The 25,051-nt window shown below is 72.2% G+C and carries 21 protein-coding genes and 1 tRNA gene; 9 read left to right on the top strand and 13 right to left on the bottom strand.

What is annotated here, in order from left to right:
- Nucleotides 1-148 precede the first annotated feature (148 nt).
- From GA0115233_RS34755 to GA0115233_RS34745, 4 genes are all read right to left on the bottom strand, one after another.
- Complete coding sequence (locus GA0115233_RS34755) at nucleotides 149-1,192, bottom strand: trans-aconitate methyltransferase (RefSeq protein ID WP_107406484.1); 1,044 nt, start codon at nucleotides 1,190-1,192, stop codon at nucleotides 149-151.
- Nucleotides 1,189-2,370 carry a glycosyltransferase family 4 protein gene (locus GA0115233_RS40420; protein ID WP_107406483.1) on the bottom strand — a complete coding sequence of 394 codons (1,182 nt, stop codon included), beginning with the start codon at nucleotides 2,368-2,370 and terminating at the stop codon, nucleotides 1,189-1,191. Before GA0115233_RS40420 ends, GA0115233_RS34755 begins: the two co-directional genes overlap by 4 nt.
- Nucleotides 2,367-2,765, bottom strand: coding sequence for a 6-pyruvoyl trahydropterin synthase family protein (locus GA0115233_RS34750; RefSeq protein WP_093724316.1), 399 nt, complete (start codon nucleotides 2,763-2,765; stop codon nucleotides 2,367-2,369). Before GA0115233_RS34750 ends, GA0115233_RS40420 begins: the two co-directional genes overlap by 4 nt.
- A 109-nt stretch (nucleotides 2,766-2,874) precedes the next feature.
- Nucleotides 2,875-3,861, bottom strand: coding sequence for a zinc-dependent alcohol dehydrogenase (locus tag GA0115233_RS34745; protein ID WP_093724315.1), 987 nt, complete (start codon nucleotides 3,859-3,861; stop codon nucleotides 2,875-2,877).
- Nucleotides 3,862-3,968: 107 nt separating this feature from the next.
- Between GA0115233_RS34745 and GA0115233_RS34740 the strand changes: the two genes are divergently transcribed.
- Complete coding sequence (locus GA0115233_RS34740; protein ID WP_093724314.1) at nucleotides 3,969-4,721, top strand: CDP-alcohol phosphatidyltransferase family protein; 753 nt, start codon at nucleotides 3,969-3,971, stop codon at nucleotides 4,719-4,721.
- 7 nt (nucleotides 4,722-4,728) lie between these two features.
- Here GA0115233_RS34740 and GA0115233_RS34735 read toward each other — a convergent pair whose 3' ends face one another.
- Genes GA0115233_RS34735 through GA0115233_RS34720 form a run of 4 tightly spaced genes read right to left on the bottom strand, consistent with a single transcriptional unit; the run spans nucleotide 4,729 to nucleotide 9,691 of the window.
- A complete protein-coding gene (locus GA0115233_RS34735) occupies nucleotides 4,729-5,952 on the bottom strand; it encodes an MDR family MFS transporter (protein ID WP_255310455.1) in 1,224 nt (407 codons plus the stop codon).
- Nucleotides 5,949-7,658 carry an ABC transporter permease subunit gene (locus GA0115233_RS34730; RefSeq protein WP_093724312.1) on the bottom strand — a complete coding sequence of 570 codons (1,710 nt, stop codon included), beginning with the start codon at nucleotides 7,656-7,658 and terminating at the stop codon, nucleotides 5,949-5,951. The genes GA0115233_RS34735 and GA0115233_RS34730 overlap by 4 nt, the downstream gene beginning before the upstream one ends.
- Nucleotides 7,659-7,661: 3 nt before the next feature.
- Nucleotides 7,662-9,152, bottom strand: coding sequence for an ABC transporter substrate-binding protein (locus tag GA0115233_RS34725; protein WP_093724311.1), 1,491 nt, complete (start codon nucleotides 9,150-9,152; stop codon nucleotides 7,662-7,664).
- Nucleotides 9,153-9,160: 8 nt separating this feature from the next.
- On the bottom strand, nucleotides 9,161-9,691 hold the full coding sequence (locus GA0115233_RS34720; RefSeq protein WP_093724310.1) for a GNAT family N-acetyltransferase: 531 nt from the start codon (nucleotides 9,689-9,691) through the stop codon (nucleotides 9,161-9,163).
- A gap of 147 nt (nucleotides 9,692-9,838) precedes the next feature.
- Here GA0115233_RS34720 and GA0115233_RS34715 point away from each other — a divergent pair, with 147 nt between their 5' ends.
- The 4 genes from GA0115233_RS34715 to GA0115233_RS34700 all read left to right on the top strand — a co-directional run bounded on the left by GA0115233_RS34715 (nucleotide 9,839) and on the right by GA0115233_RS34700 (nucleotide 13,403).
- Nucleotides 9,839-10,345 (top strand): SigE family RNA polymerase sigma factor, encoded by a 507-nt coding sequence (locus GA0115233_RS34715; protein ID WP_093724309.1) that lies wholly within the window; start codon nucleotides 9,839-9,841, stop codon nucleotides 10,343-10,345.
- A 9-nt stretch (nucleotides 10,346-10,354) separates the two neighbouring features.
- Nucleotides 10,355-10,873, top strand: coding sequence for a hypothetical protein (locus tag GA0115233_RS34710; protein WP_093724308.1), 519 nt, complete (start codon nucleotides 10,355-10,357; stop codon nucleotides 10,871-10,873).
- A 128-nt stretch (nucleotides 10,874-11,001) separates the two neighbouring features.
- Nucleotides 11,002-12,153, top strand: coding sequence for a bifunctional glycosyltransferase family 2/GtrA family protein (locus GA0115233_RS34705; protein ID WP_093724320.1), 1,152 nt, complete (start codon nucleotides 11,002-11,004; stop codon nucleotides 12,151-12,153).
- Nucleotides 12,150-13,403: a glycosyltransferase family 39 protein gene (locus GA0115233_RS34700; protein ID WP_093724307.1), complete on the top strand. Its 1,254-nt coding sequence runs from the start codon at nucleotides 12,150-12,152 to the stop codon at nucleotides 13,401-13,403. Before GA0115233_RS34705 ends, GA0115233_RS34700 begins: the two co-directional genes overlap by 4 nt.
- Before the next feature lie 77 nt (nucleotides 13,404-13,480).
- On the opposite strand, the gene GA0115233_RS34695 is transcribed toward GA0115233_RS34700, so the two are convergent.
- The 4 genes from GA0115233_RS34695 to sucC form a co-directional block, all read right to left on the bottom strand.
- Nucleotides 13,481-13,568 (bottom strand) — tRNA-Leu (locus GA0115233_RS34695).
- A 174-nt stretch (nucleotides 13,569-13,742) separates the two neighbouring features.
- Nucleotides 13,743-15,284, bottom strand: coding sequence for an aldehyde dehydrogenase family protein (locus tag GA0115233_RS34690; protein WP_093724319.1), 1,542 nt, complete (start codon nucleotides 15,282-15,284; stop codon nucleotides 13,743-13,745).
- Between the two features lie 65 nt (nucleotides 15,285-15,349).
- Nucleotides 15,350-16,234, bottom strand: coding sequence for a succinate--CoA ligase subunit alpha (gene sucD / locus GA0115233_RS34685; protein WP_093724306.1), 885 nt, complete (start codon nucleotides 16,232-16,234; stop codon nucleotides 15,350-15,352).
- 14 nt (nucleotides 16,235-16,248) lie between these two features.
- Nucleotides 16,249-17,379, bottom strand: coding sequence for an ADP-forming succinate--CoA ligase subunit beta (gene sucC, locus GA0115233_RS34680; RefSeq protein WP_093724305.1), 1,131 nt, complete (start codon nucleotides 17,377-17,379; stop codon nucleotides 16,249-16,251).
- 142 nt (nucleotides 17,380-17,521) lie between these two features.
- Between sucC and GA0115233_RS34675 the strand changes: the two genes are divergently transcribed.
- The 4 genes from GA0115233_RS34675 to GA0115233_RS34660 all read left to right on the top strand — a co-directional run bounded on the left by GA0115233_RS34675 (nucleotide 17,522) and on the right by GA0115233_RS34660 (nucleotide 24,111).
- Entirely contained in the window at nucleotides 17,522-19,204 is a 1,683-nt protein-coding gene (locus GA0115233_RS34675; protein ID WP_093724304.1) for a thiamine pyrophosphate-binding protein, read from the top strand.
- Between the two features lie 10 nt (nucleotides 19,205-19,214).
- Complete coding sequence (gene frc / locus GA0115233_RS34670) at nucleotides 19,215-20,456, top strand: formyl-CoA transferase (RefSeq protein WP_093724318.1); 1,242 nt, start codon at nucleotides 19,215-19,217, stop codon at nucleotides 20,454-20,456.
- 4 nt (nucleotides 20,457-20,460) lie between these two features.
- On the top strand, nucleotides 20,461-22,605 hold the full coding sequence (locus GA0115233_RS34665; RefSeq protein ID WP_093724317.1) for an acetate--CoA ligase family protein: 2,145 nt from the start codon (nucleotides 20,461-20,463) through the stop codon (nucleotides 22,603-22,605).
- Nucleotides 22,606-22,728: 123 nt separating this feature from the next.
- Nucleotides 22,729-24,111: an OFA family MFS transporter gene (locus tag GA0115233_RS34660; RefSeq protein ID WP_093724303.1), complete on the top strand. Its 1,383-nt coding sequence runs from the start codon at nucleotides 22,729-22,731 to the stop codon at nucleotides 24,109-24,111.
- A gap of 67 nt (nucleotides 24,112-24,178) precedes the next feature.
- On the opposite strand, the gene GA0115233_RS34655 is transcribed toward GA0115233_RS34660, so the two are convergent.
- Nucleotides 24,179-25,051, bottom strand: an 873-nt coding sequence (locus GA0115233_RS34655) for a sugar phosphate isomerase/epimerase family protein (RefSeq protein WP_093724302.1), incomplete at its 5' end; no start/stop codon positions are given.

Genomic DNA, 25,051 nt, shown 5'->3' with positions numbered 1-25,051 from the left:
TCGGCCGGCCGGGGCTCTCGCAGGTGCGCGCAGGCGCGCGCGGCCCTGGGGGTGAGGGTGCGCCGCCGGGCCATCCTCGCCACCGAGGCGCGTACCGGGCCGCGGGCGCGGCCCGTCAGCGGCGCGGGTGGCGCCGCCGTCTCCGTGGTCATGACGCGGTCCCGTCCGTCGGGCGGGAGAGGGCGAGCAGGTCGCTGTGGTGGACGACGACCCGCAACTCGCCCGCCTCGCAGGCCGCCAGCCGCTCGCGCAGATAGCGCTCGGCCGGTTCGCGCAGCTCGGGGCGCTGTTCCACGGCGGCGCCGACCCAGCCGCGCAGCCACTGCGCGGTGAGCGCGGCGTCCTCGGGGCCCAGCCGCCACGGGCTGGGGTGGACGCGTACCGTCGCGCCGCGCGCCGCGAACGCCTCGCAGGCCACGTTGAGGGCGTCGGGTCCGAGCATGTCGCCGCGCCGCTGGTGGTCGTTGAACGCCTCGGCGATCTCCTGGTCCAGCGGGTCGGCGGGGGTGAGCTCCACCCGGCCCACGACGGACAGCGTCAGCAGCGCCGGGCAGCCCGCGCCGGTGCAGGCGTCAACGAGGGTGTCGATCTCCTCCCGGTTCAGCACGTCGAGCAGCGCGGACGCGGTCACCAGGGAGGCGCCCGCCAGGACGTCCGGGGTGAGCAGGCCGACGTCGCCGCGCCGCGTCTCCACGGTGACCCGGCTGCCGTCGGCGGCGGCGCGCGGCGAGGCGACGGCCGCGAAGTGCAGCAGGTAGGGGTCGCGGTCGTGCAGGACCCAGTGCTGGGCGCCGTCCAGCCGGGGCGCCAGCCAGCGGCCCATGGAGCCGGTGCCGCAGCCCAGGTCGTGGATGACCAGTCCGCTGGAACGGCCGGGCAGGTTGGCCAGCCGCACCCGCAGCGGGTCGATCAGCTCGTTGGAGCGCGCCGCCCCGTCGGGCCCCTCGCGCAGCTCCAGCCACTCGGGGGCGTAGCGCGGCGGGTCGTCGGGGCCGTCCTCGCGCAGCTTGACCGTGGGGCGCTCACCGGGGCGGGGGGTGGGGCCCGCGCCCCGGTGAGCCGTGGGGACGGGATCGTGGTCCGGGGTGGGGCCCGCGCCCGGGATGACGGAGTCGCTCATGGTCTCCGTCTCCCTCGGTCCGGGCTGTCCCGGGATCAGTCCCGCGTCCTGTGTCGCAGCCGTCTTCCTCATGCCGCCCTCCTGGGTTCGTCCGGCAGTCGGCCCAGTACCCCGGCCAGGCTGCGCGCCGTGGTGGCCCAGCCGTCGAGGGCGGCCCGCCGCCCTCGGGCGGCCGCCTTCAGCCGGCGTCGTACATCCGCCTCGCCGAACCAGCCGCGCAGTTCGGCGGCGAGCGCGGCGGGGTCCTCCGGCGGCACGAGGATGCCGGGCACCCCGCCGTCGGGGGCGCGGCCGACCGCCTCGGGCAGTCCGCCGACATCGGTGGCCAGCACCGGGATGCCCCGGGCCAGCGCCTCGGTCACCGCCATGCCGTAGGTCTCGGCATAGGAGGTGAGGACCATGAGGTCGGCGGCGGCGTAGCTGGCGTCGAGTTCGGCACCGGCCTGCGGTCCCGCCAGCACCAGCCGGTCCTCCAGGCCGTGCTTGGCGATCAGCGCCCGCAGTTCGGCCACGTACTCGGGGTCCTGCGTGAGGCTGCCCACGCAGGTGCAGCTCCACGGCAGGTCGGTGACCGCGGCCAGCGCCTCGACCAGCCGGTGCTGGCCCTTGCGCGGGGTCACCGCGGCCACGCACAGCAGCCGGGAGACGCCGTCGGTGCCGGAGGCCAGCGGGGCGATGTCGGCGCCGGGGGCTGCGCAGTGGACCCGGTCCGGGGCGAGGCCGTGGTGGGAGACCAGGCGGCGCACCGCCCAGTCGGAGGTCGCGATGACGGCGGGCACGCCCCGCAGCACCTCGCGCTCCAGCGCGTCCAGCTCGGCCGCCGCCTCGGGCGAGAGCCCCGTCTCGTCGCCGAGCGGCAGGTGCACCAGCACCGCCAGCCGCAGCCGCTGCGCCTCGGGTACGACGATCTCCGGCACCCCGCAGGCGACGAGCCCGTCGAGCAGGACGACCGTGCCGTCCGGCAACTCCCGCAGGGTCCGCGCCAGTTCCGCGCGCGCCGCCTCGCCGGGCCGGGGCCACTGGCCCGACACGGCGTGCTTGTGCACCTGCCAGCCGAAGCCGGGCAGATCCAGACTCACCCGCCGGTCATAGGCGTTGCCGCCGCTGGGCATCGCCGGGTCGTCGACGCCGCCCGGCATGACGAAGTGCACGGAGCGCAGGGACATGGGCACGATCTCGGCGTTCTTCAGGGCGGAGTTCTGCACGGGCACGTACGTCAGCCGGGCCCGTTCCACGGTCGTGTCGGTCACAGGGCACGCTCGTAACTCGCCCAGGCGACGTGCGACTCGTGGAGCGTGACGGTGATTCCGGCCAGCCCCTTGGCGTTCTCGCCGAGCGCCCCCTTGTGGACGCGTTCGGCGAGCCGGTCGGCGATGACCTTGGCAAGGAACTCGGTGGAGGTGTTGATGCCGGCGAAGTCCGGTTCGTTGTCGAGATTGCGGTAGTTCAGTTCGGCGACGACGGCGCCCAGTTCCTGGGTGGCGAGCCCGATGTCGACGACGATGTTGTCCTCGTCCAGCTGTTCGCGCCGGAACGTGGCGTCCACGAGGAACGTCGCTCCGTGCAGGCGCTGTGCGGGTCCGAAGACCTCGCCGCGGAAGCTGTGGGCGATCATGATGTGATCGCGGACGGTGATGCTGAACAACGGACGACCCTCCAGGTGCGGCGCGTCTGATCCCCGGCCGGTCCTTGCCGCGGATGTGCACTAGTACGGCTCTTCGCTTCCCCTTGTTCAGCCGTCTCTCACTCTTTTCTCAGGTCAGGCGCTCGTCGGTGTACCGCACCCGGTGGCACAGGGCCGGAATGGCGCCGGACGCCAGTCGCGGCATCACCTCGGGCAACTCCTCGAACGCGCTTTCTCCGGTGACCAGGGCGTCCAGGCGCGGGTCGGCGAGCAGGTCGAGGGCGAGGGCCAGCCGATCGGCGTAGCTGCGGCTTGCGCGGGCCGGTGAGACGGTGCCGACCTGGCTGCTGCGCAGGGTGAGCCGCCGGGAGTGGAAGGCCTCGCCGAGCGGGAGACTCACCCGCCGGTCGCCGTACCAGCTCAGTTCGACGACCGTGCCTTCGGCGCGCAGCAGTTCGAGCGAGCGGGCCAGGCCCTGTTCGGTGGCGCTGGCGTGCACCACCAGGTCGCACTCCCCGCGCGCCTGGCCGGGCAGCGCGAAGTCGACGCCGAGCGCCTTCGCGATCTCGGCGCGCGCCGGGTCGGCGTCCACGAGTTGCAGCCGTACGCCGGGGAAGCGGGCGAGCAGCGCGGCGACCGAGCTGCCGACCATGCCGCCGCCGACCACCGCGATCCGGTCGCCGACCATGGGGGCCGCGTCCCACAGGGCGTTGACGGCGGTCTCGACGGTGCCGGCGAGGACGGCGCGTTCGGCGGGCACGTGGTCGGGTACCCGGGTCACGGCGGAGGCCGGGACGACGTAGTGGGTCTGGTGCGGGTACAGGCAGAAGACGGTGCTGCCGACGAGGTCGGCGGGGCCCTGCTCGACGACGCCGACACTGAGGTAGCCGTACTTCACCGGGGCCGGGAAGTCGCCCTCCTGGAAGGGGGCCCGCATCGCCGCGTGCTGGCTCTCGGGGACGCCGCCGCGGAAGACGAGCGTCTCGGTGCCGCGGCTGACGCCGGAGTACAGGGCGCGGACGAGTACCTCGCCCTCGGCGGGATCCGGAAGGTAAACCTCCCTGATCTCGCCTTCACCCGGACTGCTGAGCCAGAACGCCCGAGCGGGTGGCTTCATCCAAATCCTCCTGAACGATCGGGAAGTGCTGCACGTACCGAGGTGTGCACAGGCCGCGCACAGTACGCGGCGTTGATCGACTCTGTCACACGGCCGGAGGATGTTCGGTGGCCCTGAACAACACTTACGACGCGAGGCTGGTCCAGCAGGAGACCGCCCTCGGAGCGGGCGTCCAGATCCTGGTGCTGACGCTGCTCGGCACTGCGATCGGCATGGGCCCCGCGGGCTGGCTCACGGGGCTGGCCTTCGCCGTCGCCACCTGGGCGGTGCTCTCACGCGCCCTGCACCGCTCCCGACTGCGCTCCTTCGGCCCCGCCAACCGGGTCACCCTGGGCCGCTCCATCCTCGTCGGCGGCGTCACCGCGCTCGTGGCGGACTCCTTCCAGAGCCCGCCCCCGCTCTCGCTGCTGGTCGGCCTGACCGCGGTCGCCCTGATCCTGGACGGAGTGGACGGCAAGGTCGCCCGGCGCACCGGCACCTCCACCGCGCTCGGCGCCCGCTTCGACATGGAGGTCGACGCCTTCCTGATCCTGGTGCTCAGCGTCTACGTCTCCATGGCGCACGGCCCGTGGGTCCTGCTGATCGGCGGTATGCGCTACGCCTTCGTCGCCGCCGCCCGCTTCTGGCCGTGGCTGAACGCCCCGCTGCCGCCGAGCACCGCCCGCAAGACCGTGGCCGCGACCCAGGGCGTGTTCCTGCTGGTGGCCGCCTCGGGTCTGCTCCCGCACCTGGCGGCGACCGCCGTCGTGGCGACCGCGCTGGCCACGCTGGTGTGGTCCTTCGGCCGGGACGTGCTGTGGCTGTACCGCACCTCGCAGGTCGAGGAGGTCGTGGCGACGGAGGAGCTGGTGGCCGCCTGACAGGCGGTCAGCGGTGCCCGGAGGCGGGCCGCTCGCGGGACGGTTTCTGCGTCCGCCGCGGCAACACCCCCACCGCCGCCACGGGCACGAGCGCGAGGACCAGCCACGGCACGGCCGGTGGCAGCCCGCTGCTCAGCAGAGCCCCGCTCGCCGAGCTTCCGACCAGCACGACGAGCCCCGACACCGACGACATGGCCCCGGTGTAGAGCCCGAGCCGCCCCTCCTCGGCGAGATCCGGCACCCAGGCCCGCGCGGCCGGCGCCACGAGCATCTGGCCGAGCGTGAGCAGGACGACGAACCCGGCCGCGGGCAGCAGCCCCGCCTCGCGCACCACGGCCACCAGACCGAACCCGCCCGCCACGACCACCAGCCCGACGGCCATGGACCGCCGCGCCCCGAGCCGCTCGTCCGCCCAGCGCGTGACAGGCAGTTGAGCGGTGACGACGAGCACCGACGACAGGGCGAACAGCCAGGCCAGCGCCTCCTGCGACCCGGTCACCCGCTCCACCTCGGCGGGCAGCGCGAGATAGAGCTGGTTGTAGGCGAGCAGACAGGCCCCGTAGGCGCCGCACAGCGCCAGGAAGCGCGGGTTGCGCAGCAAGGGGCCGATGCCACCGCGCACGTGGACGCGTGTCCGTCCCGGGATGTGCTGCGGCAACAGCACGGCATGCGCGCCGAGGACCAGGACGAAGACCCCGGCGCCGCACAGGCACACCGCACGGAAGTCGACGCGCAGCAGCAGCGCGCCCAGCAGCGGCCCGACGAACGCCCCGGCCTGTCCCGCCACGGTGAACAACGCGAGCACGCGTGCCCGGGAGCCGCCCTCGCTCTCGTGCACAACGGCCTGCCGGGCGACCTCGGACTCCACGGCGGGCGAGAACAGCGCGGCGGCGAACCCGATGAGCAGCACCGCACCGACCACGGCCCAGGCCCCTTCCGCGAAGCCGAGCCAGACGAACCCCGCGATCCGCAGCGCGCATCCGGCGAGCACGACGGGCCGGACGCCGTACCGATCGGCGAGCGCGCCCCCGACCACGAACAGCCCTTGCTGGCTGAAGGTCCGCAGCCCCAGTACGAAACCGACGAGCCAGCCCGCCATCCCGATGCCCTGCCCCAGGTGTGCGGAGAGGAAGGGCAGGACGGTGAAGAAGCCGATGTTGAAGGCGAGCTGAGTGGCGATCAGAAGTCGTAGCAGTCCGGGGAGTCGGAGCTTGGAGGGCGCCGTGGTCACGCCCGCCTCCGCCGTACGCCCCCGGCCGCCGTGACCGCCAGCGCGCCGAGCAGGGCGAGCAGGGCCGCCGGGGCCAGTACCGCCCACGGGGCGCGTTCCGCGTACGGCTGGTTCTCGGCCAGCAGCAAGCCCCATTCCGGGGACGGCGGTTGGGCGCCGAGGCCGAGGAAGGCCAGGGAGGCCAGGGACATCGCGATGCCGGGCAGCCGGAGCAGGGCGTGGCGGGTGACCGGGGGCAGGATCGCGGGGAGGATGTCGTGCCGCAGCAGTTGGACGGGGCCCGCGCCCAGCGCCTTCGCGGCGGTGATGTGGAGGGCCGCGCGTTCCTGGCGCAGGAGGGCCGAGGTGTGTGCGGCCAGCGGTGCCCAGGCCACGGCCGTGACCGCGAGTGCCGGGGTGGCGGTTCCGGTGCCCGCGGCCGCCGTGACAAGGAGGGCGAGGAGGACCGGCGGCAGGGCGGAGACCGTGTCCACGAGCGGACCGGACAGGCGGGGGGCCAGGCCCAGCAGGACGCCCAGCACCAGGGTGGCCGCGCTGATCGTCGTCGCGAGGAGCAGGGTGTCCAGCGCGCCGTGCGCCACTCGGGCCAGCATGTCCCGGCCGAGCGCGTCCGTGCCGAACGGGTGGCTCCAGGACGGGGGTTGCAGACGCGCGCCGGTGTCGAGAGCGAGGGGGTCGCGGTGCAGTCCGGCGGCGATGACGGCCGGCAGCACCAGGGCGAGCAGGAGTGGCGGGACCCTTCGCGCCGGGGGTGCCGGACGGTGCGGTGACGGCAGGGCGCCGTCGCGGAGGGCCGGGCCGATGAGCACGCGGGTGCCGAGGTGGGCCAGTGCCGCCGCCGCGGCGGCCAGCAGCACCAGCAGCAGCGCGCCCGCCTGGAGGACGGGCAGGTCCTGGGCCAGCGCCGCCTGGAGGGTCGTACGGCCCAGACCCGGGATGTCGAAGATCTGCTCGACCGCGACCGCTCCCCCGGTCAGGCCGACCACGAACAGGCCGGTGTTGGGCAGCAGTCCGGGCAGGCTGCGGCGCAGCGCCTGGCGGGCGATCGTCCGGCGCGGCAGCCCGCGCGCGGCGGCGGCCTGTGCCCAGGGTTCCGCGAAGGCACCGGGCAGCAGGTCGTCGAGGAGCCGCCCGAGCACGGCGCCCGCGGGCAGGCCGAGGGCGAGCGCGGGCAGGACGGTCCACCGGGGCCCGTACCAGCCGAGGGCGGGCAGCCAGCCCAACTGGACGCCGACGACGGTGGCCAGCACGGTGGCGGTGAGGAACTCGGGCAGCGCGGCGAGTACGGCGGAGCCGGTGCCGCTCGCCCGGCGGTCACGGCCGCCCCGGTACAGGGTGCGGGCACAGATCAGCGCGGCGGTGACCGCGGCGGCCAGCAGCGCGACGGCCATCAGCAGCAGGGAGACGCCGAGGGCCCGCAGGACCGTGGGAGCGACCTCCGCGCCGCTGAGCCAGGACCGGCCGAGGTCACCGCGCCACAGCCCGCCCGCCCAGTCGCCGAGCAGGTGCAACGGGCCCGCTTCGAGGCCGAGTTGCGCCCTGATGTCCGCCAGCACCTCGGGGGTGGGGTCGCGGTCGGCGGAGCGTGCCTTGAGGACGGTGAGCGCGGGGTCGGTGTGCGAGGCCCAGGGCAGCACACCGATCGCGCACACCAGGGCGGTCGCCAGAATCGCCCGCCACAGCAGGGCGGTTGCCGTGCCGCGCATCGGTCAGCGCCGGGTGCCGGTGCCGACGAGGACGCGCTCGTACGGGTCGAGGAGCGCGCCGCGCACCGAGGGGGCGACGCCGGTGATGATCCGCTGGTGGACGAGCGGGACGACGGTGTCGGTGCCGAGGATCTCCGCCTCGGCGGCCATCGCCGCGTCCTGCCGGCCGGCGGTGTCGTCGGCGTCCTCGGCGCGGGCCACCGCCCGGTCGACGTCCTTGTCGCAGAGCTGGGCGAGGTTGTAGCCGCCGTCGCAGGTGTAGTCGCTGGCGAGGACGGAGACGGGGTCGCCGGTGTCGACGAGGGTGTTGCGGGCGAGGACGAAGGCGTCGAACGTGCCGTCGAGGGCGTCGCTCTCCAGCCGCGAGTACTCGCGCACCTCCAGGGTGACCTCGAACCCGGCCTTCTCCAGCTGCTGCTTGAGCACCTGGGCGACCTCGGGCAGCTCGGGCCGGTTGTCGTAGGTGGCGAGGGTGATCCGCGCGCCGTCCGGGTCGGCGGCCTTCGCCCGTCCGGCGGGACGGGTCCGCTTGCCCTCGGCCCAGCTGACGGCGGGGCCGTAGATGCCGGTGCCCGCGTCGGCGTACCCCTCGTAGACGTCCTCGGCGAGCACGGACGTGTCGACGGCGGCGCGTGCGGCGGCCCGCAGACGGGCGTCCTGGAACGGCCCGGACCGCGAGTTGAGCAGCAGGCTGGTGGTGCGGGTGGTGGCGGTCGCCGCGCGGACGTCCTTGTCGAGGGAGGCGGCCTGGGCGACGGGGACGGCCTCGGCGAGGTCGATCTGCCCGGTGCGCAGGGCGCTGGTGCGGGCGCTGCCGTCGGGGATGAACTTCACGTCGATGCCGGGTGCCTGGGCCCGGCCGCCCCAGTACTCGTCGTACCGGTCGAGCGTGGCGGCGGTGCTGCCCATGACCTTGGTCAGCTCGAACGGCCCGGTGCCGGTGCCGACGACGTCGACGCGGTCCTCGGCGGCGTACGCCTTCGCGGAGAGCACGGCCAGGGAGGGGCTGGACAGCCGCAGCGGCAGTACGGGGTCGGGTTCGTCGGTGGTGATGCGTACGCCGTTCTTCCCGGCGGGCTTCGCGGTGAGGCCGACGCCGGCGAGGGCGGCGGGCTCGGGGCGGGCCTCGGTGGCACGGGTCAGCGAGGCGGCGACGGCGGCGGGAGTGACCGCGCTGCCGTCCTGGAAGGTGGCCTCGCGCAGGCGGAACTCCCAGGTCCGCTCGCCTTCCCGCCGCCAGGACTCGGCGAGCGCGGGGGCGGCGGCGCCGTTGGCGTCGAGGGCGGTGAGTCCCTCGGTGACGCCGAGCCGGCTGAGGATGGTGCCGTCGGCGCCGTAGGGAGAGAGGTTCTCGGCGGGCGGGAAGGCGAGCGCGACGCGCAGCCGGGAGCCCTCGGCTCCCGAGTCGCCGGACGCGCTGCCGGAGGAGGAGGCGAAGCATCCCGCCAGCAAGGGCGTGAGCAGCAGGGCAACGGAATAACGGACTCGGCGCACGGTGTGCTCTACCGCCCCATCGGTATCTCGAAGTGAACAATGCCCTGCCCGCCGCCGGGTTCCTCGCGCTCGTCGTGCACGACCTTGCCCAGGGACCGCCAGAACGCCTCGGCGCCCTCGACGGCGGGGTCGGTGTGCAGGTAGACGGCCCGGTAGCCGCCGTCGGCGGCGGCGAACTCCAGCAGCCGGCGGACCAGTTGGCGGGCCAGTCCGCGGCGCCGGTGCCCGGGCCGTACGTAGATCCGCCGCAACTGGGCGGTCGTACCGGAGGGATACCGCTCGGCGAGGTGGGCCGGGTTGGGCGGCGAGAGCGGACCTCGGGAGTCGAGGGCGCCGGTGGCGACGACCTCACCGCCGCGCGCGGCGACCAGCAGGGTGTGCCGGACCGGCACCAGGTAGGCGGTGGCCGGATCCACGATGTCCGCGTGCCACCTCGGCACGTAGCCGGTGCCGAAGTCGCGGTAGACGGTGTCGAGCATCACGGCCCGGGCGCCCGCGACGTCCTCCGGACCGGCCACCCTGATGTCGTAGTCATGCACTTGCACATCATATGCAATAAGCGGAACGCCATGATCGCGGAGCCCCCGGATGCACTGTGTCCTACGTCACTTCGTTCGAGTGCAGCGTTTCGGGGGTGCCAGGGTCTTCTCCCAGATGTAGGCGATGGGCGACAGCGGGGGATTTGGATGAAGCGGACTCCAGGTGGTGAGTTCGACGACTTCGTGGCGGCCCGGTGGTCAGGACTGCTCCATCTCGCCCGTCTGCTCACCGGCGGGGACCGGCACCGGGCCGAGGACCTGGTGCAGGACTCCCTGGTCAAGCTGTGGTCGGTGTGGGCGAAGGTCGGCGAGGAGGCGCCCGAGGCGTACGTCCGCCGGGTCATGGCCCGCGCGGCGGCGAAGTCGGCCCGACGGCGCTGGTGGGGCGAACGGCCCGTCGAGCAGCTGCCGGAACAGGCGATGCCGGGCGATGTCTCCGCCCGCGTCGCCGAACGCTCCCGGCTGGAGTCCGCGCTGGCCCAACTGCCGCCCAAACAGCGCGCGGCGGTCGTCCTGCGCTACTACCAGGACCTGCCCGACCGGCAGGTCGCCGACGTGCTGGGCTGCCCGGTGGGCACCGCCCGTTCGCACGCCTCGCGCGGGGTCGCCCGTCTGCGTCAGCTTCTGTCCGATGTCATCGAGCCGGTGGGGTGAGGAGGAAAAGTGGACCACTTCGAAGAGCAACTCGCCCACATGATGCGTTCCTCCCACGAGTACACCCCCTTCGAGCCCGAGCACCGGGAACGCCTCCACGAGGCGGTACGGCTGCGGCGCCGGCTGCGTGCCGCCCGGAACGCCGCCGGATCGGTGCTCGCGGTGGGCGCGGTGACACTCGCCCTCATGCTGCGCCCCGACGGCAGCGAACACGTGGAGCCCAGCTCGCCCGCGCCCACCCCGACCACGAGCCCGTCGGCCTCCGTGTCCGGCCCGCTGCCCACCTCGGAACCGCCCACGTCGACGGACACCTCCGTGCCCGCCACCGTCGACACCTCGACCGACATGTCCACCGAGCCGTCCTCCACGGTGACGTCGAACGAGCCCACGTCGACCCGTACGACCACCGAGCCCGCCTCCGTCGATCAGCCCACGGACACGGCCACGCCCACCACGCCGCCCCCGCCCTCGTACACCCAGGTGGAGTCGGAGCCGGAGACCCCACCCGAGTCCCTCCTCACCCCCTGACCCCGCAAGCACGCCTTCCCGGCACCCGCCCGGGGCTTCCCTCGACCTGCCCCGCGGCACAGAACAAACAAGGACGTAGCGTGACAAAACAGTGGACCCGGCGGGAGTACGGAGCGACCCGGCAACCGATATCCGTCGACGCCGACGACCCCGTACTCGACCTGGTCGTCCCCGTCTTCAACGAGGAGGACGACCTCGAACGCAGCGTCCGCCGTCTCCACGCCCATCTGCGCGGCGGCTTCCCGTACCCCTTCCGCATCACCGTCGCCGACAACGCCAGTACGGACGCCACGCCCCGCATCGCCGCCGCCCTCGCCGGTGAGCTGCCCGAGGTGCGGTCGCTGCGGCTGGAGGAGAAGGGCCGCGGACGCGCCCTGCGCGCGGCCTGGTCCCGCTCTTCGGCGCCGGTCCTGGCCTACGTCGATGTCGACCTGTCGACCGAACTGAGCGCGCTGCTGCCGCTGGTCGCCCCGCTGATCTCGGGCCACTCCGACCTCGCCATCGGAACCCGGCTGGCGCCCGGCGCGCGCGTGGTGCGCGGGCCGAAGCGCGAGCTGCTGTCCCGCGGCTACAACACCCTGCTCCGCTCCACGCTCGCCGTGGGGTTCTCGGACGCGCAGTGCGGGTTCAAGGCGGTGCGGCGCGAGGTGGCGGAGCGCCTGGTGCCGCTGGTGCGGGACGAGGAGTGGTTCTTCGACACCGAGCTGCTGGTGATCGCCGAGCGGGCCGGGCTGCGCATCCACGAGGTGCCGGTCGACTGGGTGGACGACCCGGACAGCCGGGTCGACATCCTGGCCACCGTCCTCGCCGACCTGCGCGGTATCGCCCGCATCGGCACCGCCCTGGCCCGCGGCACCCTGCCCGCCGACGGCGCCCGGCCGGGGCTGCTCCCCCAGCTCCTGCGGTTCGCACTGGTCGGCGCCGTCAGCACCGTCGCCCATCTGCTGCTGTACGCCGCGCTGCGGCCGGTGACCGGGGCGCAGGCCGCCAACGCGCTGGCGCTGCTGGTGTGCGCCCTCGCCAACACGGCCGCGAACCGGCGGTTCTCCTTCGGGGTGCGCGGCCGGTCCGGGGCCCTGCGCCACCAGGCACGGGGCCTGCTGGTCTTCGCCCTGGGCCTCGGCCTGACCTCCGGGGCGCTGGCCGTGCTGCACCTCGCCGACCCCGGCGCCGGTGCGCGGACGGAACTCGCCGTCCTGGTCGCCGCCAACCTCACCGCCACCCTGCTGCGGTTCCTGCTCTTCCGCGCCTGGGTGTTCCGCACGGGAGCCGCCCGATGAACGCCACCCTCACCGACTTCGACACCCACCTCGACGAGGGGCGGCCGGGCCCCGAACCCACCCGGCTGCGCCGGGTCGCCGCGTACTACGGACCCGTACTCGCCCTGTACGGCACCCTGAAGCTGATCGGCTTCTCTGTCTTCCTGCTCCTGCTGCACTCGGCGGGCGACTTCCGGGACAAACACCACCGCTTCGGCGGCGGCGCCCACCCCTGGGACGTGCTCGCCACCTGGGACGGCTGGTGGTACCGGCAGGTCGCCGAGCACGGCTACGACCCCGCGCTCGTCCCGGTCCCCGACGCCACCGGGCTGATCACGCTCGAAGGCAACTCGGCCGCCTTCTTCCCGCTCTACCCGGCGCTGATGCGCCTGGTCTCGGAGACCACCGGCCTCGGTTCGTACGGCGCCGGTCTACTGGTCTCCGTCGTCGCCTCCTTCGCCGCGGCCCTCGGCATCTATCTGATCGCCGCGTGGCTCGGCGGGCGCCGGGCCGGTCTCGCCGCGGCCGGTCTGTGGGCCGTCTGGCCGGGCTCGGGCGTGGAGTGGGCGGTGTACTCGGACTCCCTCTACGTCGCGCTCGCCGCCTGGGCCTGCCACGCGATGATGCGCCGGGCCTGGATCACGGCCGGTCTGCTGACCTTCCTCGCCGGTCTCAACCGTCCCACCGCGGGAGCACTGATCGTGGCGCTGGCCGTCACCGTCCTGTTCGCCCTGCGCGACCACCGGCAGCAGGAGGGCGTCCTGCGCCCCCTGCTCGCCCTGGCCGTCGCCCCGCTCGGACTCATCGGCTACCTCGGCTGGGTCGGGCACGAGATGGGCGACTACGGCGGCTACTTCAAACTCCAGGACGGCGCCTGGGCCCACACCTTCGACTACGGCGAGCAGACCTTCGACGTGCTCACCTCGGTCCCGGTCGGCCACTTCGACTATCTCTTCGCCTTCCCGTTCGCCGACGTCATCGCCGTCGGCACGGTCCTCCTGGCCTTCACGATGCTCGGCCTGCTGGTACGGCACCGCCCACCAGCCGTCCTGGTCGTCTACACGGTCCTGACCATGGCCCTGATCCTGGGCAGCCAGCAGATCTTCGCCAACGTCTCGCGCTATCTGCTCCCGGCGTTCCCTCTCTACCTCCCGCTGGCCTTCGCCCTGCGCCGCCTCAGCCCGGCGATGATGTGCTGGCCGCTGGGGATCGCGGCGGTGGCTTCGGGGTCGTATGCGGGGTATGTGTTGTTTGAGTTGGGGGTGCCGTAGGGGGGCCGCCGGGGCGGAGACGGGGCCCATCTGGGCCCCGGACATGCGAAAGACCCCTGGTGAACAGGGGTCTCAGCTGGTGTCCGAGGGGGGACTTGAACCCCCACGCCCGATAAAGGGCACTAGCACCTCAAGCTAGCGCGTCTGCCATTCCGCCACCCGGACTAGGTGTCTGCCGCCTGGGCGGGGTGTTCCCCGCGGCGACATGGACAACAATACCAAGGTTTCGGAGCGCCTTTCACCTGCATATCTGTCCGATACGAGGGGCTTGGAGCGGCCACCGGAGGCCACGACCGAGGGTGAGCGGACCGTCACCCCTGGTCGTGGCCGTCGGCTGTTTCACGGCATCAGGTGGTACTGCGGGAAGTTCCCCGGCAGCCGCTCCCCCTCGGGCCCTCGCGTCACCGCACGCACCAGCAGTGACCCGCCGACGAAGGCGCCGCGCCAGGACGCGCCGAAGCCGCCGAACAGCTCGTCCCGGTCGCCGCGGGAGCGCGGCGCGCCGTGGCCGATCTTGAAGGCGCGGATCTGCGGGGCGAGCCGGTCGAAGACCGACCGGTCGTCGGTGGACAGGGTGGCCACCAGGGCACCGTTGGAGGCGTTCATGGCGGCCACCAGTTCGGCCTCGGTGTCGACCAGCACGATGGTGTCGACCGGCCCGAACGGCTCGGCGTGGTGCAGGGGCGAGGACGACGGCGGGTTGAGGAGCGTGACGGGCTGGACGTAGGCGGAGGTGTCCTGGCCGGGCAGGAAGCGCGCCTCGGCCGGGCTGCCCCGGTACAGCGGGACGGCGCCCCGGTCGACGGCCTCGGCCACCTGGTCGTGCAGCTCCTTGGCCTTGGCCGCGTTGATCACCGGGCCGAAGTCCAGTGCCGGGTAGGGGTCCCCGGCGTGCTCTACGGCGAGCGGGTGGCCGACCCGCAGGGTGCGTACCGCGGGCAGGTACGCCGCCAGGAACTCGTCGAACAGCGCGCGCTGGACGACGAAGCGCGGGTAGGCCGTGCAGCGCTGTTTGCCGTAGTCGAAGAGTCCCGGCACGAGGGCCGTGAAGGTGTCCCAGTCCGTGTAGTCCCAGATGCCCCAGGTGTTGAGTCCCTCCTGTTCCAGTACATGCCGTTTGCCGAGGTCGGCGACGGCCGTGGCCACGGCGGCGCCGGTGTCGCGGCCGCCGACGAAGGAGACACAGCCGATCTCGGGCGCCCGCACCAGCGCCTGGGACAGCTCGCCTCCGCTGCCGCTGACGAGGGTGACGGGTATCCCCTCGCGCGCGGCCAGCGCCATGGCCAGGGTGAGGCAGGAGACGCCGCCGTCGGTCGGGGTCTTGGCGATGACCGCGTTGCCCGCCAGTGCCTGAACCAGTACCGCGTGAACGAGCACGCTCATCGGGTAGTTCCAGCTCGCGATGTTGGACACGGGTCCGTCGAGCGGGGTGCGTTCGGCGAGCATCGGTTCGATGCCGTCGACGTACCAGCGCACCCCGTCGATCGCCCGGTCCACGTCGGCCCGGGCGAGCCGCCAGGGCTTGCCGATCTCCCAGACCAGCAGGAGGGCGAGGAGGTCGCGGTGCTCGGCGAGGGCGTCGAGGGTGGCCGCGACGCGGGCGCGCCGCTCGGGGAGCGGGACGTGGCGCCAGGCGCGGTGCTGGTCGAGGGAGGCACGTACGGCGCGGTGGGCGGTGACCCGGTCCAGGCGGGGCGGGCCCGCGACTGGGGTGCCGTCCACGGGGCTGGTCGCGGGCAGGGCGCGGCCGTCGGCCTGCCAGGTGCCGTTCCAGAGGTTGAGGACGCGGTCGCCCCGGAACGCCTCCGGGGCGGCGGTGAGGCAGCGCTGCCGGGCCTCGGCCCAGGAGGTGCCGGACTTGAGGGTGAGGGTGGGTGCCACGGGGTTGGTGGTGGCCATGGGGTTGCTCCGCTCTCGGTGCACGGTCGGGGGCGGGGGCGGGCGGTTCACCGCGGTGCGTCGAGCAGGTCGAGCACGTGCCGGGCGGTCTCGGTCGGGGTGCTGCCCACCCGTACTCCGGCCGCCTCCAGTGCCCGCCGTTTCGCCGCTGCCGTACCGGAGGAGCCGGAGACGATGGCTCCGGCGTGGCCCATGGTCCTGCCCTCGGGTGCGGTGAATCCGGCGATGTAGCCGACGACGGGCTTGGTGACGTGGTCGCGGACGTAGGCGGCGGCGCGTTCCTCGGCGTCGCCGCCGATCTCCCCGATGAGGACGACGAGTTCGGTGTCGGGGTCGTCCTGGAAGGCGGCGAGGCAGTCGATGTGGCTGGTGCCGACGACGGGGTCGCCGCCGATGCCGACGCAGGTGGAGAAGCCGATGTCGCGCAGCTCGTACATGAGTTGGTAGGTGAGCGTGCCGGACTTGGACACCAGGCCGATGCGGCCGGGCCTGGCGATGTCGGCGGGGATGATGCCCGCGTTGGACTGGCCCGGGGTGATCAGGCCAGGGCAGTTGGGGCCGATGACGCGGGTGCCCCTGTCCTTGGCGTACGTGGTGAAGGCGACCGTGTCGTGCACGGGGATGCCCTCGGTGATGACGACCGCGAGGCCGATACCGGCGTCGGCGGCCTCGATGACGGCCGCCTTGGCGAAGGCGGGCGGTACGAACAGGACGCTCACGTCCGCGCCGGTCGCGGCGATGCCCTCGCCGACCGAGCCGAAGACGGGAACACTGCGCTCGTCGAAGTCGACGGTGCGGCCGGACTTGCGGGGATTGACGCCGCCGACGATGTTCGTGCCGACTGCGAGCATGCGCCGGGTGTGCCTCATGCCCTCGCCGCCGGTCATGCCCTGGACGAGGACCTTGCTCTCCTTGGTGAGGTGAATCGCCATGGTGTCCCTGCTCCTTACGCCGAGAGGGCGAGTCGGGCGGCCTGCCGGGCGGCGCCGTCCATGGTGGTGGCCTGTTCGACGAGCGGGTGCGCGTGCCCGTCGAGTACGGCCCGGCCACGCTCGGCGTTGTTGCCGTCGAGGCGGACGACGAGCGGCTTGGTCAGGCGGACGGTGTCCAGCGCCCGCACGATGCCCTCGGCGACGGTGTCGCAGGCGGTGATGCCGCCGAAGACGTTGACGAGGACGGAGCGCACGGACGGGTCGGAGAGGATCACGGCGAGCCCGTCGGCCATGATCTGCGCGGAGGCGCCGCCGCCGATGTCGAGGAAGTTGGCGGGGCGGGCGCCGCAGCCGGCGACCACGTCGAGGGTCGACATGACGAGTCCGGCACCGTTGCCGATGATGCCCACCTCGCCGTCGAGCCTGACGTAGTTGAGGCCCTTGGCGGCGGCCCGCGCCTCCAGCGGATCGTCGTGCGCGTCCGCCTCGGCACCCCAACGGGCCTGCCGGAAGGCGGCGTTGTCGTCGAGGGTGACCTTGCCGTCGAGGGCGAGGATCTGCCCTTGCCTGGTGCGGACGAGCGGGTTGACCTCGACGAGGAGGGCGTCCTCGCGGACCAGGACCTCCCACAGCCGCACCAGCACGTCGACGGTCTGCGGCGGGAGTCCGGCCGCCGCGGCGATCTCGCCCGCCTTCGCCGAGGTGACGCCCTCGGCCGGGTCGACGGGGACGCGGGCGACCGCCTCCGGCCGCTCGGCCGCGACCTCCTCGATCTCCATGCCGCCCTCGGCGGAGGCGATGGCGAGGAAGCGCCCGGCCGCGCGGTCGAGGACGTAGGAGATGTAGAACTCCCGCTCGATGTCGACGGGTTGGGCCAGCATCACCTTGCCGACGCGGTGGCCCTTGATGTCCATACCGAGGATCTGGCGGGCCGTCAGTTCCGCGGCGGCCGGGTCGGCGGCGAGCTTCACCCCGCCCGCCTTGCCGCGCCCGCCCGTCTTGACCTGGGCCTTGACCACGACCCGTCCGCCGAGCCGGCGCGCACTCTCGCGTGCCTGCTTGGCGGAGTGCGCGACCTCGGCCCTCGGCACCAAGATGCCGTGTTCTTCGAAGAGTTCCCTTGCCTGGTGCTCGTACAGGTCCATTCCGGCTCCTGAATCGAAAGTGCCGCACGCCCCCTGGACACCACCCACCGGATGCGGGATAACAAGCTTCATACAGTATTCGTCGACTGTATGCAATGTACCGAGCCGCTCCCAACCCCCTACGAAGGGACAGGACTTCGCCATGCCCGACGACACCCAGGACGTCATCTCCGGTGGCCATCTCGTCGCCAAGGCCCTGAAGGCCGAGGGCGTCGAACGCATCTACACCCTGTGCGGCGGCCACATCATCGACATCTACGACGGCTGCGTCGACGAGGGCATAGAGGTCGTCGACGTACGCCACGAGCAGGTCGCCGCACACGCCGCCGACGGCTACGCACGCGTCACCGGCAAACCCGGCTGCGCCGTCGTCACCGCGGGACCGGGCACCACCGACGCGGTCACCGGTGTCGCCAACGCCTTCCGCGCCGAGTCGCCCCTACTGCTGATCGGCGGTCAGGGCGCCCTCACCCAGCACAAGATGGGGTCACTGCAGGACCTGCCGCACGTCGACATGATGACGCCGATCACCAAGTTCGCGGCAACCGTGCCGGACACGGCGCGCGCCGCGGACATGGTGTCCATGGCCTTCCGCGAGTGCTACCACGGGGCGCCCGGGCCCTCCTTCCTGGAGATCCCGCGCGACGTCCTCGACGCCCGGGTCCCCGCCGCCAAGGCCCGGGTGCCCCGGCCCGGCGGCTACCGCGCCTCCACCCGCTCGGCCGGCGACCCCGAGGCCGTCGAGAAACTCGCCGACCTGCTGGTGCACGCCGAGAAGCCCGCCATCCTGCTGGGCAGCCAGGTGTGGACCACGCGCGCCACCGAGGCCGCCGTCGAACTCGTGCGCACCCTCAACATCCCCGCCTACATGAACGGCGCCGGACGCGGCACCCTGCCGCCGGGCGACCCGCACCACTTCCAGCTCTCGCGCCGCTACGCCTTCTCCGGCGCCGATGTCATCGTCATCGTCGGTACCCCCTTCGACTTCCGCATGGGCTACGGCAAGCGGCTCTCCCCCGACGCGACCGTCGTGCAGATCGACCTCGACTACCGGACCGTCGGCAAGAACCGCGACATCGACCTCGGCATCGTCGGGGACGCCGGACTGGTGCTCAAGGCGGTGACCGAGGCCGCCTCCGGGCGCCTCAACGGCGGTGCCTCCAAGCGCAAGGAGTGGCTGGACGAACTGCGCGCCGCCGAACAGACCGCGATCGAGAAGCGGCTGCCGCACCTGCGCTCCGACGCCTCCCCCATCCACCCCTACCGACTGGTCAGCGAGATCAACGACTTCCTCACCGAGGACTCGATCTACATCGGCGACGGCGGCGACATCGTCACCTTCTCCGGCCAGGTCGTGCAGCCCAAGGCGCCCGGCCACTGGATGGACCCCGGACCGCTCGGCACCCTCGGCGTCGGCATCCCCTTCGTACTCGCCGCCAAGCAGGCCCGGCCCGACAAGGAGGTCGTCGCCCTCTTCGGCGACGGCGCCTTCTCCCTCACCGGCTGGGACTTCGAGACCCTGGTCCGCTACGACCTCCCCTTCGTCGGCATCGTCGGCAACAACTCCTCGATGAACCAGATCCGTTACGGCCAGAAGGCCAAGTACGGCGAGGCCCGCGAACGCGTCGGCAACACCCTCGGCGACGTCCACTACGACAGGTTCGCCCAGATGCTCGGCGGCTACGGCGAGGAGGTCCGCGACCCCGCCGACATCGGCCCCGCCCTGCGCCGCGCCCGCGAGTCCGGCAAGCCCTCGCTGATCAACGTCTGGGTCGACCCGGACGCGTACGCCCCCGGAACCATGAACCAGACCATGTACAAGTGAGGTGGCCGCCATGACCGGTACCCAAGGCAAGGCCCTCGACGGCATCCGCGTCCTGGACATGACGCACGTCCAGTCCGGGCCGTCCGCGACCCAGCTGCTGGCCTGGCTCGGCGCGGACGTCGTCAAGCTGGAGGCACCGACCGGCGACATCACGCGCAAGCAGTTGCGCGACCTGCCGGACGTCGACTCCCTCTACTTCACGATGCTCAACTGCAACAAGCGCAGCATCACCCTCAACACCAAGACCGAGCGCGGCAAGGAACTGCTCACCGAGCTGATCCGGCGCTCCGACGTCATGGTCGAGAACTTCGGACCGGGCGCCATCGACCGGATGGGCTTCACCTGGGAACACATCCAGGAGATCAATCCACGAATCGTCTATGCCTCCATCAAGGGGTTCGGCGAGGGCCCGTACACGAACTTCAAGGCGTACGAGGTCGTCGCGCAGGCGATGGGCGGATCGATGTCCACCACCGGTTTCGAGGACGGGCCGCCGCTGGCGACGGGGGCCCAGATCGGGGACTCGGGCACGGGCGTCCACGCCGTGGCGGGGATCCTCGCCGCGCTGTTCCAGCGGGAGACCACCGGGCGTGGTCAGCGGGTGAACGTGGCCATGCAGCACGCGGTGCTCAACCTCTGCCGGGTGAAGCTGCGCGACCAGCAGCGCCTGGCCCACGGCCCCCTCGCTGAATATCCCAACGAGGACTTCGGCACGGAGGTTCCCCGCTCCGGCAACGCCTCCGGCGGCGGGCAGCCCGGCTGGGCGGTCCGGTGCGCGCCGGGCGGCCCGAACGACTACGTGTACGTGATCGTGCAGCCCGTCGGCTGGAAGCCGATCAGTGAGCTGATCGGGCGGCCCGAGCTGGCCGAGGACCCCGAGTGGGCGACGCCTCAGGCCCGGCTGCCCAAGCTGAACAAGATGTTCCAGCTGATCGAGGAGTGGTCCTCGACCCTGCCCAAGTGGGAGGTGCTGGAGAGGCTCAACGCGCACAACATCCCGTGCGGTCCGATCCTGTCCACCAAGGAGATCATCGAGGACCCCTCGCTGGTCGCCAACGAGATGGTGGTCACCGTGCCGCATCCCGAGCGGGGCGAGTTCGTGACCGTGGGCAGTCCGCTGAAGCTGTCCGACTCCCCCGTGGAGGTGACCACTTCACCGCTGCTCGGCGAGCACAACGAAGAGGTCTTCATCGGCGAGCTCGGCCTCGGCGACGAGGAGCTGCGCCTGCTCAAGTCGAACGGGGTGATCTGACGTGATGGCAGAGGACCGCCTGCTGAGGGTGCGTACGCTGCTCGACTCCGTGCGGGCCGAGGGCCGCACCGCGCTGACCGCGCCCGAGGGCAAGGTGCTCGCGGACGCGTACGGGATCGCCGTACCGGGCGAGGAGCTGGCCACCGACGTTGACGAGGCGGTGGCCTGCGCGGCGCGGTTCGGCGGGCCGGTCGTGATGAAGATCGTCTCGCCGGACATCCTGCACAAGACCGACGCCGGCGGAGTGGTCGTCGGGGTGTCCGGCGCCGCCGAGGTACGGGCCGCGTTCCACCGGATCGTCGACAACGCGCGGGCGTACGACGCCGATGCCCGCATACAGGGCGTGCAGGTGCAGGAACTGCTGCCCCAGGGGCAGGAGGTGATCGTCGGCGCGGTCACCGACCCCACCTTCGGCAAGGTGGTGGCCTTCGGGCTCGGCGGGGTGCTGGTGGAGGTCCTCAAGGACGTCACCTTCCGGCTCGCGCCCGTGGACGCCGACGAGGCCCTGTCGATGCTGGACTCGATCCGGTCGGCGGAGATCCTGCGCGGGGTGCGCGGGCAGGCGGGCGTGGACCGGTGGGCGGTCGCCGAGCAGATCCGCCGGGTCTCCCGGCTCGTCGCGGACTTCCCGGAGATCGCCGAGGTGGACCTCAACCCGGTGATCGCCACGGCGGAGGGGGCCGTGGCGGCGGACATCCGGGTGATCCTCTCCGAAACGCCCGAGAAGCCGCGCCGCCGTTACACGCGCGAGGAGATCCTCACCTCGATGCGCCGGCTGATGCAGCCCTCCTCGATAGCCGTGATCGGCGCCTCCAACGAGCAGGGCAAGATCGGCAATTCGGTGATGCGCAACCTCGTCGACGGCGGCTTCCCCGGTGAGATCCATCCGGTGAACCCCCGCGCCGATGACATCCTCGGCCGCAAGGCGTACAAGAGTGTCACGGACGTTCCCGGTGAGGTGGATGTGGCGGTCTTCGCGATCCCCGCCAAGTTCGTGGCCTCGGCCCTGGAGGAGGTGGGACGCCAGAAGATCCCCAACGCCGTACTGATCCCCTCCGGGTTCGCGGAGACCGGGGAGCACGCGCTCCAGGCGGAGATCGTCGCCATCGCCGAACGGCACGGCATCCGGCTGCTCGGGCCGAACATCTACGGCTACTACTCGACGTGGCAGGACCTGTGCGCCACGTTCTGCACCCCGTACGACGTCAAGGGCGGGGTGGCACTGACCTCACAGTCCGGTGGCATCGGCATGGCCGTCCTGGGCTTCGCGCGCACCACGAGGACCGGCGTGTCGGCGATCGTCGGGCTCGGCAACAAGTCGGACCTGGACGAGGACGACCTGCTGACGTGGTTCGGGGAGGACCCGCACACCGAGTGCATCGCGATGCACCTGGAGGACCTCAAGGACGGGCGGGCCTTCGTGGCGGCGGCCCGCGAGACCGTGCCGAAGAAGCCGGTGGTGGTGCTCAAGGCGGGCCGGACCGCCGCCGGGGCGAAGGCAGCCGGGTCGCACACCGGGGCACTCGCGGGCGACGACGCCGTCTACGACGACATCCTGCGGCAGGCCGGGGTGATCCGGGCGCCAGGCCTGAACGACATGCTGGAGTACGCCCGCGCGTTGCCGGTGCTGCCCACCCCTCAGGGCGACAACGTGGTGATCATCACCGGGGCGGGCGGCAGCGGCGTACTGCTGTCGGACGCGGTGACCGACAACGGCCTGTCCCTGATGGAGATCCCGCCCGACCTGGACGAGGCGTTCCGCCGGTTCATCCCGCCCTTCGGGGCCGCGGGCAACCCGGTCGACATCACCGGTGGCGAACCGCCGTCGACGTACGAGGCGACGATCCGGCTGGGACTGGAGGATCCGCGCATCCACGCGCTGGTCCTCGGCTACTGGCACACCATCGTCACTCCCCCGATGGTCTTCGCCGAACTCACCGCGCGCGTGGTGGCCGAGTTCCGGGCGCGCGGCATCGAGAAGCCGGTGGTGGCGTCCCTCGCGGGCGATGTCGAGGTCGAGGAGGCGTGCCAGTACCTGTACGAGCGGGGGGTTGTCGCGTACCCGTACACGACCGAGCGGCCGGTGGCCGTGCTGGGCGCGAAGTACCGGTGGGCGCGGGCCGCCGGGCTGTTGGGGGGCGGCCCATGAGGTGAGGCAGGCGGGGGGGCCGGCCGACGGTGCACGTCGGCCGGCCCCGGGACCCGCGCGCGCACGAAAGGCAATGGACAGGGGGCGCTGGCCAGAACTTTCGACGCTAGGGGTGCAATCAACGTGACAACCACCGATGTGACACAGGTCGTCTCCTACCGGGAGGTGACCGACAGGAACGGACGCGTTTACCGCGTCGGCGAGTCCGACATCGACATCATGGGCCGCAAGCGCAAGTGGATGGTGATCCTGCCGTGGATCGGCATGATGGGCATCTCCTCCGCCGAGTACGCGTTCGCGTCCGCGGAGGACACCCTCCACGAGGCGCACCAGTGGTCCAGCGGGTCCATCTACTGGATGATGACCGTCTGGGTCTTCTGCCAGGCCGCGGTGGCCTTCCCGGCGGGGCGGCTGCGGGAGAACGGCAAGCTGCCGGCGCGCTGGGCGATGATGCTGGGCTCGGCGGGCACCCTGCTGGGCTATCTCTCCCTGGCGTACGCGCCGCATGTCTCCCTGGCCTTCATCGGGTTCGGTGTCTTCAGCGGCATGGGCGCGGGCATGGTGTACGCGACCTGCGTCAACATGGTCGGCAAGTGGTACCCGGAGCGCAAGGGCGGCAAGACCGGCTTCGTCAACGGCGGTTTCGCCTACGGCTCGGTGCCGTTCGTCTTCATCTTCCACGGCTACATGGACGGCTCCAACTTCCGCTGGGTGCTGGTCGCCGCGGGTGTCTTCCTGGCCGGGACGGTGGCCGTGGCCGGGTTCTACTTCCGTGACCCGCCGAAGAACTGGTGGCCGGCCACCGTCGACCCGCTCAACCCGCCGGACGACCCGCGCGCCCGGCGCTCGCTGGAGAAGAACCCGCCTGCGGTCAAGCAGTACTCCCCGCTGGAGGCGTGGAGGACTGGCCGGGTGGCGCTGATGTGGTTCTGTCTCGCCTGTACCTCGGGCGTGAACATCTTCGGCATCGCCTTCCAGGTGGACATCGGTGAGGACGCGGGCTTCGCGGCGGGCATCGTGGCCACCGCGATGTCGCTGAAGGCCATCGTCAACGGCACCGGACGCGGCGTGATCGGCTGGCTGTCCGACCTGTACGGACGCAAGCAGTGCCTGCTGTACGTGTGCGCCATCCTGGGCCTGGCCCAGTTCGGCATCATCTGGTCGGCGGAGATCAAGAACCTGCCGCTGTTCCTGGTGTTCTCGGCGATCTCCGGCTTCGGCGGCGGCGCCATCTTCCCGATGTTCGCGGCGCTGACCGCGGACTACTTCGGCGAGAACAACAACGCCACCAACTACGGCATGGTCTACAGCTCCAAGCTCGTCTCCGGTCTGGGCGCGGGCATGGGCTCGGTGGTCGTGGCCGCCTGGGGCTACAACGGCGCCTTCACCCTGGCGGGCTGTATCTCGCTGTTCGCGGGGATCGTGGCCCTGTTCCTGTCCCCGCCGGGGCGCGAGAAGCGGCGGATCACGCCGAACCCGCGGCCGCTCGGCGACGAGGCGGGCTGAGCGGACCGCGTTGAGGAGGCCCTCCCCTTTCTCCGGGGAGGGCCTCCTCATGGGCGGGCGTCGGCTGTCAGCACTTCTCCCGCAGTGAGTGCAGGTGCTCGCTGGAGCGGCGGGCGAAGGTGAAGGACTCGGTCGGGTTGTCGTGCTCGGCCTGCCAGTGGTGGGCGAGCCGGTGGCCGCGCAGCCGGGTCACCCCGGAGATGAACTTCTGGTAGTCGATGTCGCCGTCGCCGACGTCGACCATGCGGTAGCCGTAGGTGTTCGACGGGTCGCTGACGCCGTCCTTGACGTGGAAGAGCGGATAGCGGTGGGGCTGCTTGAGGACGTAGTCGAGGGGGTCGAAGGGCGCGGGCGTGCCGTCGGGCCGCCGGGAGAAACGGAACTGGCCCGAGTACGCCCAGAAGATGTCCATCTCCAGGTAGACCAGGTCGGGGTCGGTCTCGGCGAGCAGCACGTCGTAGAGCCGGACCTTGGGGTCGTCGGTGGCGAAGGAGAACTCCTCGGAATGGTTGTGCTGGTAGAACTTCATGCCGCGCGCCTTCGCCGCCGCGCCGTAGGTGTTGAAGTCCTCGGCGGCCCGCTTCCACGCGTCGACGGTCGATCCGTAGCGGAACGGCCCGGAGGCGGTGCCGATGTGTTTCAGGCCCAGGGCCTGGGCGTCGTCGAGGACCTGGGTGAGGTTCTGGGCGAAGGTGTAGGCGTTGGGGTCGTCGGAGTAGTAGCCGACGTGGCTGCCGATCGGGTTCAGGCCGTGGTTGCGGGCCAGCCGTTTGAGCTGGGCGAGGGTGATGGGGCCTGCCGAGCCCTGGGTGTATCCGGCGAACTCGACCTCGTCGTAGCCGTACTTCTCCAGTTCGGCGAAGACGGCGGCGAATCCGAGGGTGGAGACCTTGTCGCGCAGGCTGTAGAGCTGGATGCCGAGCCGCCCGGGCGGCAGGAC

Origin of the sequence: Streptomyces sp. DI166 (assembly GCF_900091315.1) — a bacterium.
GTDB lineage: Bacteria > Actinomycetota > Actinomycetes > Streptomycetales > Streptomycetaceae > Streptomyces > Streptomyces fuscus.
This window is presented reverse-complemented; position numbering and strand designations above follow the sequence as displayed.

What these genes read in the sequence shown, in the direction of transcription:
- GA0115233_RS34675 (WP_093724304.1), top strand. Translation starts at nt 17,522, where the DNA reads ATGCCCGACGACACCCAGGACGTCATCTCCGGTGGCCATCTCGTCGCC.
- GA0115233_RS34665 (WP_093724317.1), top strand. Translation starts at nt 20,461, where the DNA reads ATGGCAGAGGACCGCCTGCTGAGGGTGCGTACGCTGCTCGACTCCGTG.
- GA0115233_RS34755 (WP_107406484.1), bottom strand. Translation starts at nt 1,192, where the DNA reads ATGAGGAAGACGGCTGCGACACAGGACGCGGGACTGATCCCGGGACAG.
- sucC (WP_093724305.1), bottom strand. Translation starts at nt 17,379, where the DNA reads ATGGACCTGTACGAGCACCAGGCAAGGGAACTCTTCGAAGAACACGGC.
- frc (WP_093724318.1), top strand. Translation starts at nt 19,215, where the DNA reads ATGACCGGTACCCAAGGCAAGGCCCTCGACGGCATCCGCGTCCTGGAC.
- GA0115233_RS34730 (WP_093724312.1), bottom strand. Translation starts at nt 7,658, where the DNA reads ATGCGCGGCACGGCAACCGCCCTGCTGTGGCGGGCGATTCTGGCGACC.
- sucD (WP_093724306.1), bottom strand. Translation starts at nt 16,234, where the DNA reads ATGGCGATTCACCTCACCAAGGAGAGCAAGGTCCTCGTCCAGGGCATG.
- GA0115233_RS34745 (WP_093724315.1), bottom strand. Translation starts at nt 3,861, where the DNA reads ATGAAGCCACCCGCTCGGGCGTTCTGGCTCAGCAGTCCGGGTGAAGGC.
- GA0115233_RS34715 (WP_093724309.1), top strand. Translation starts at nt 9,839, where the DNA reads ATGAAGCGGACTCCAGGTGGTGAGTTCGACGACTTCGTGGCGGCCCGG.
- GA0115233_RS34700 (WP_093724307.1), top strand. Translation starts at nt 12,150, where the DNA reads ATGAACGCCACCCTCACCGACTTCGACACCCACCTCGACGAGGGGCGG.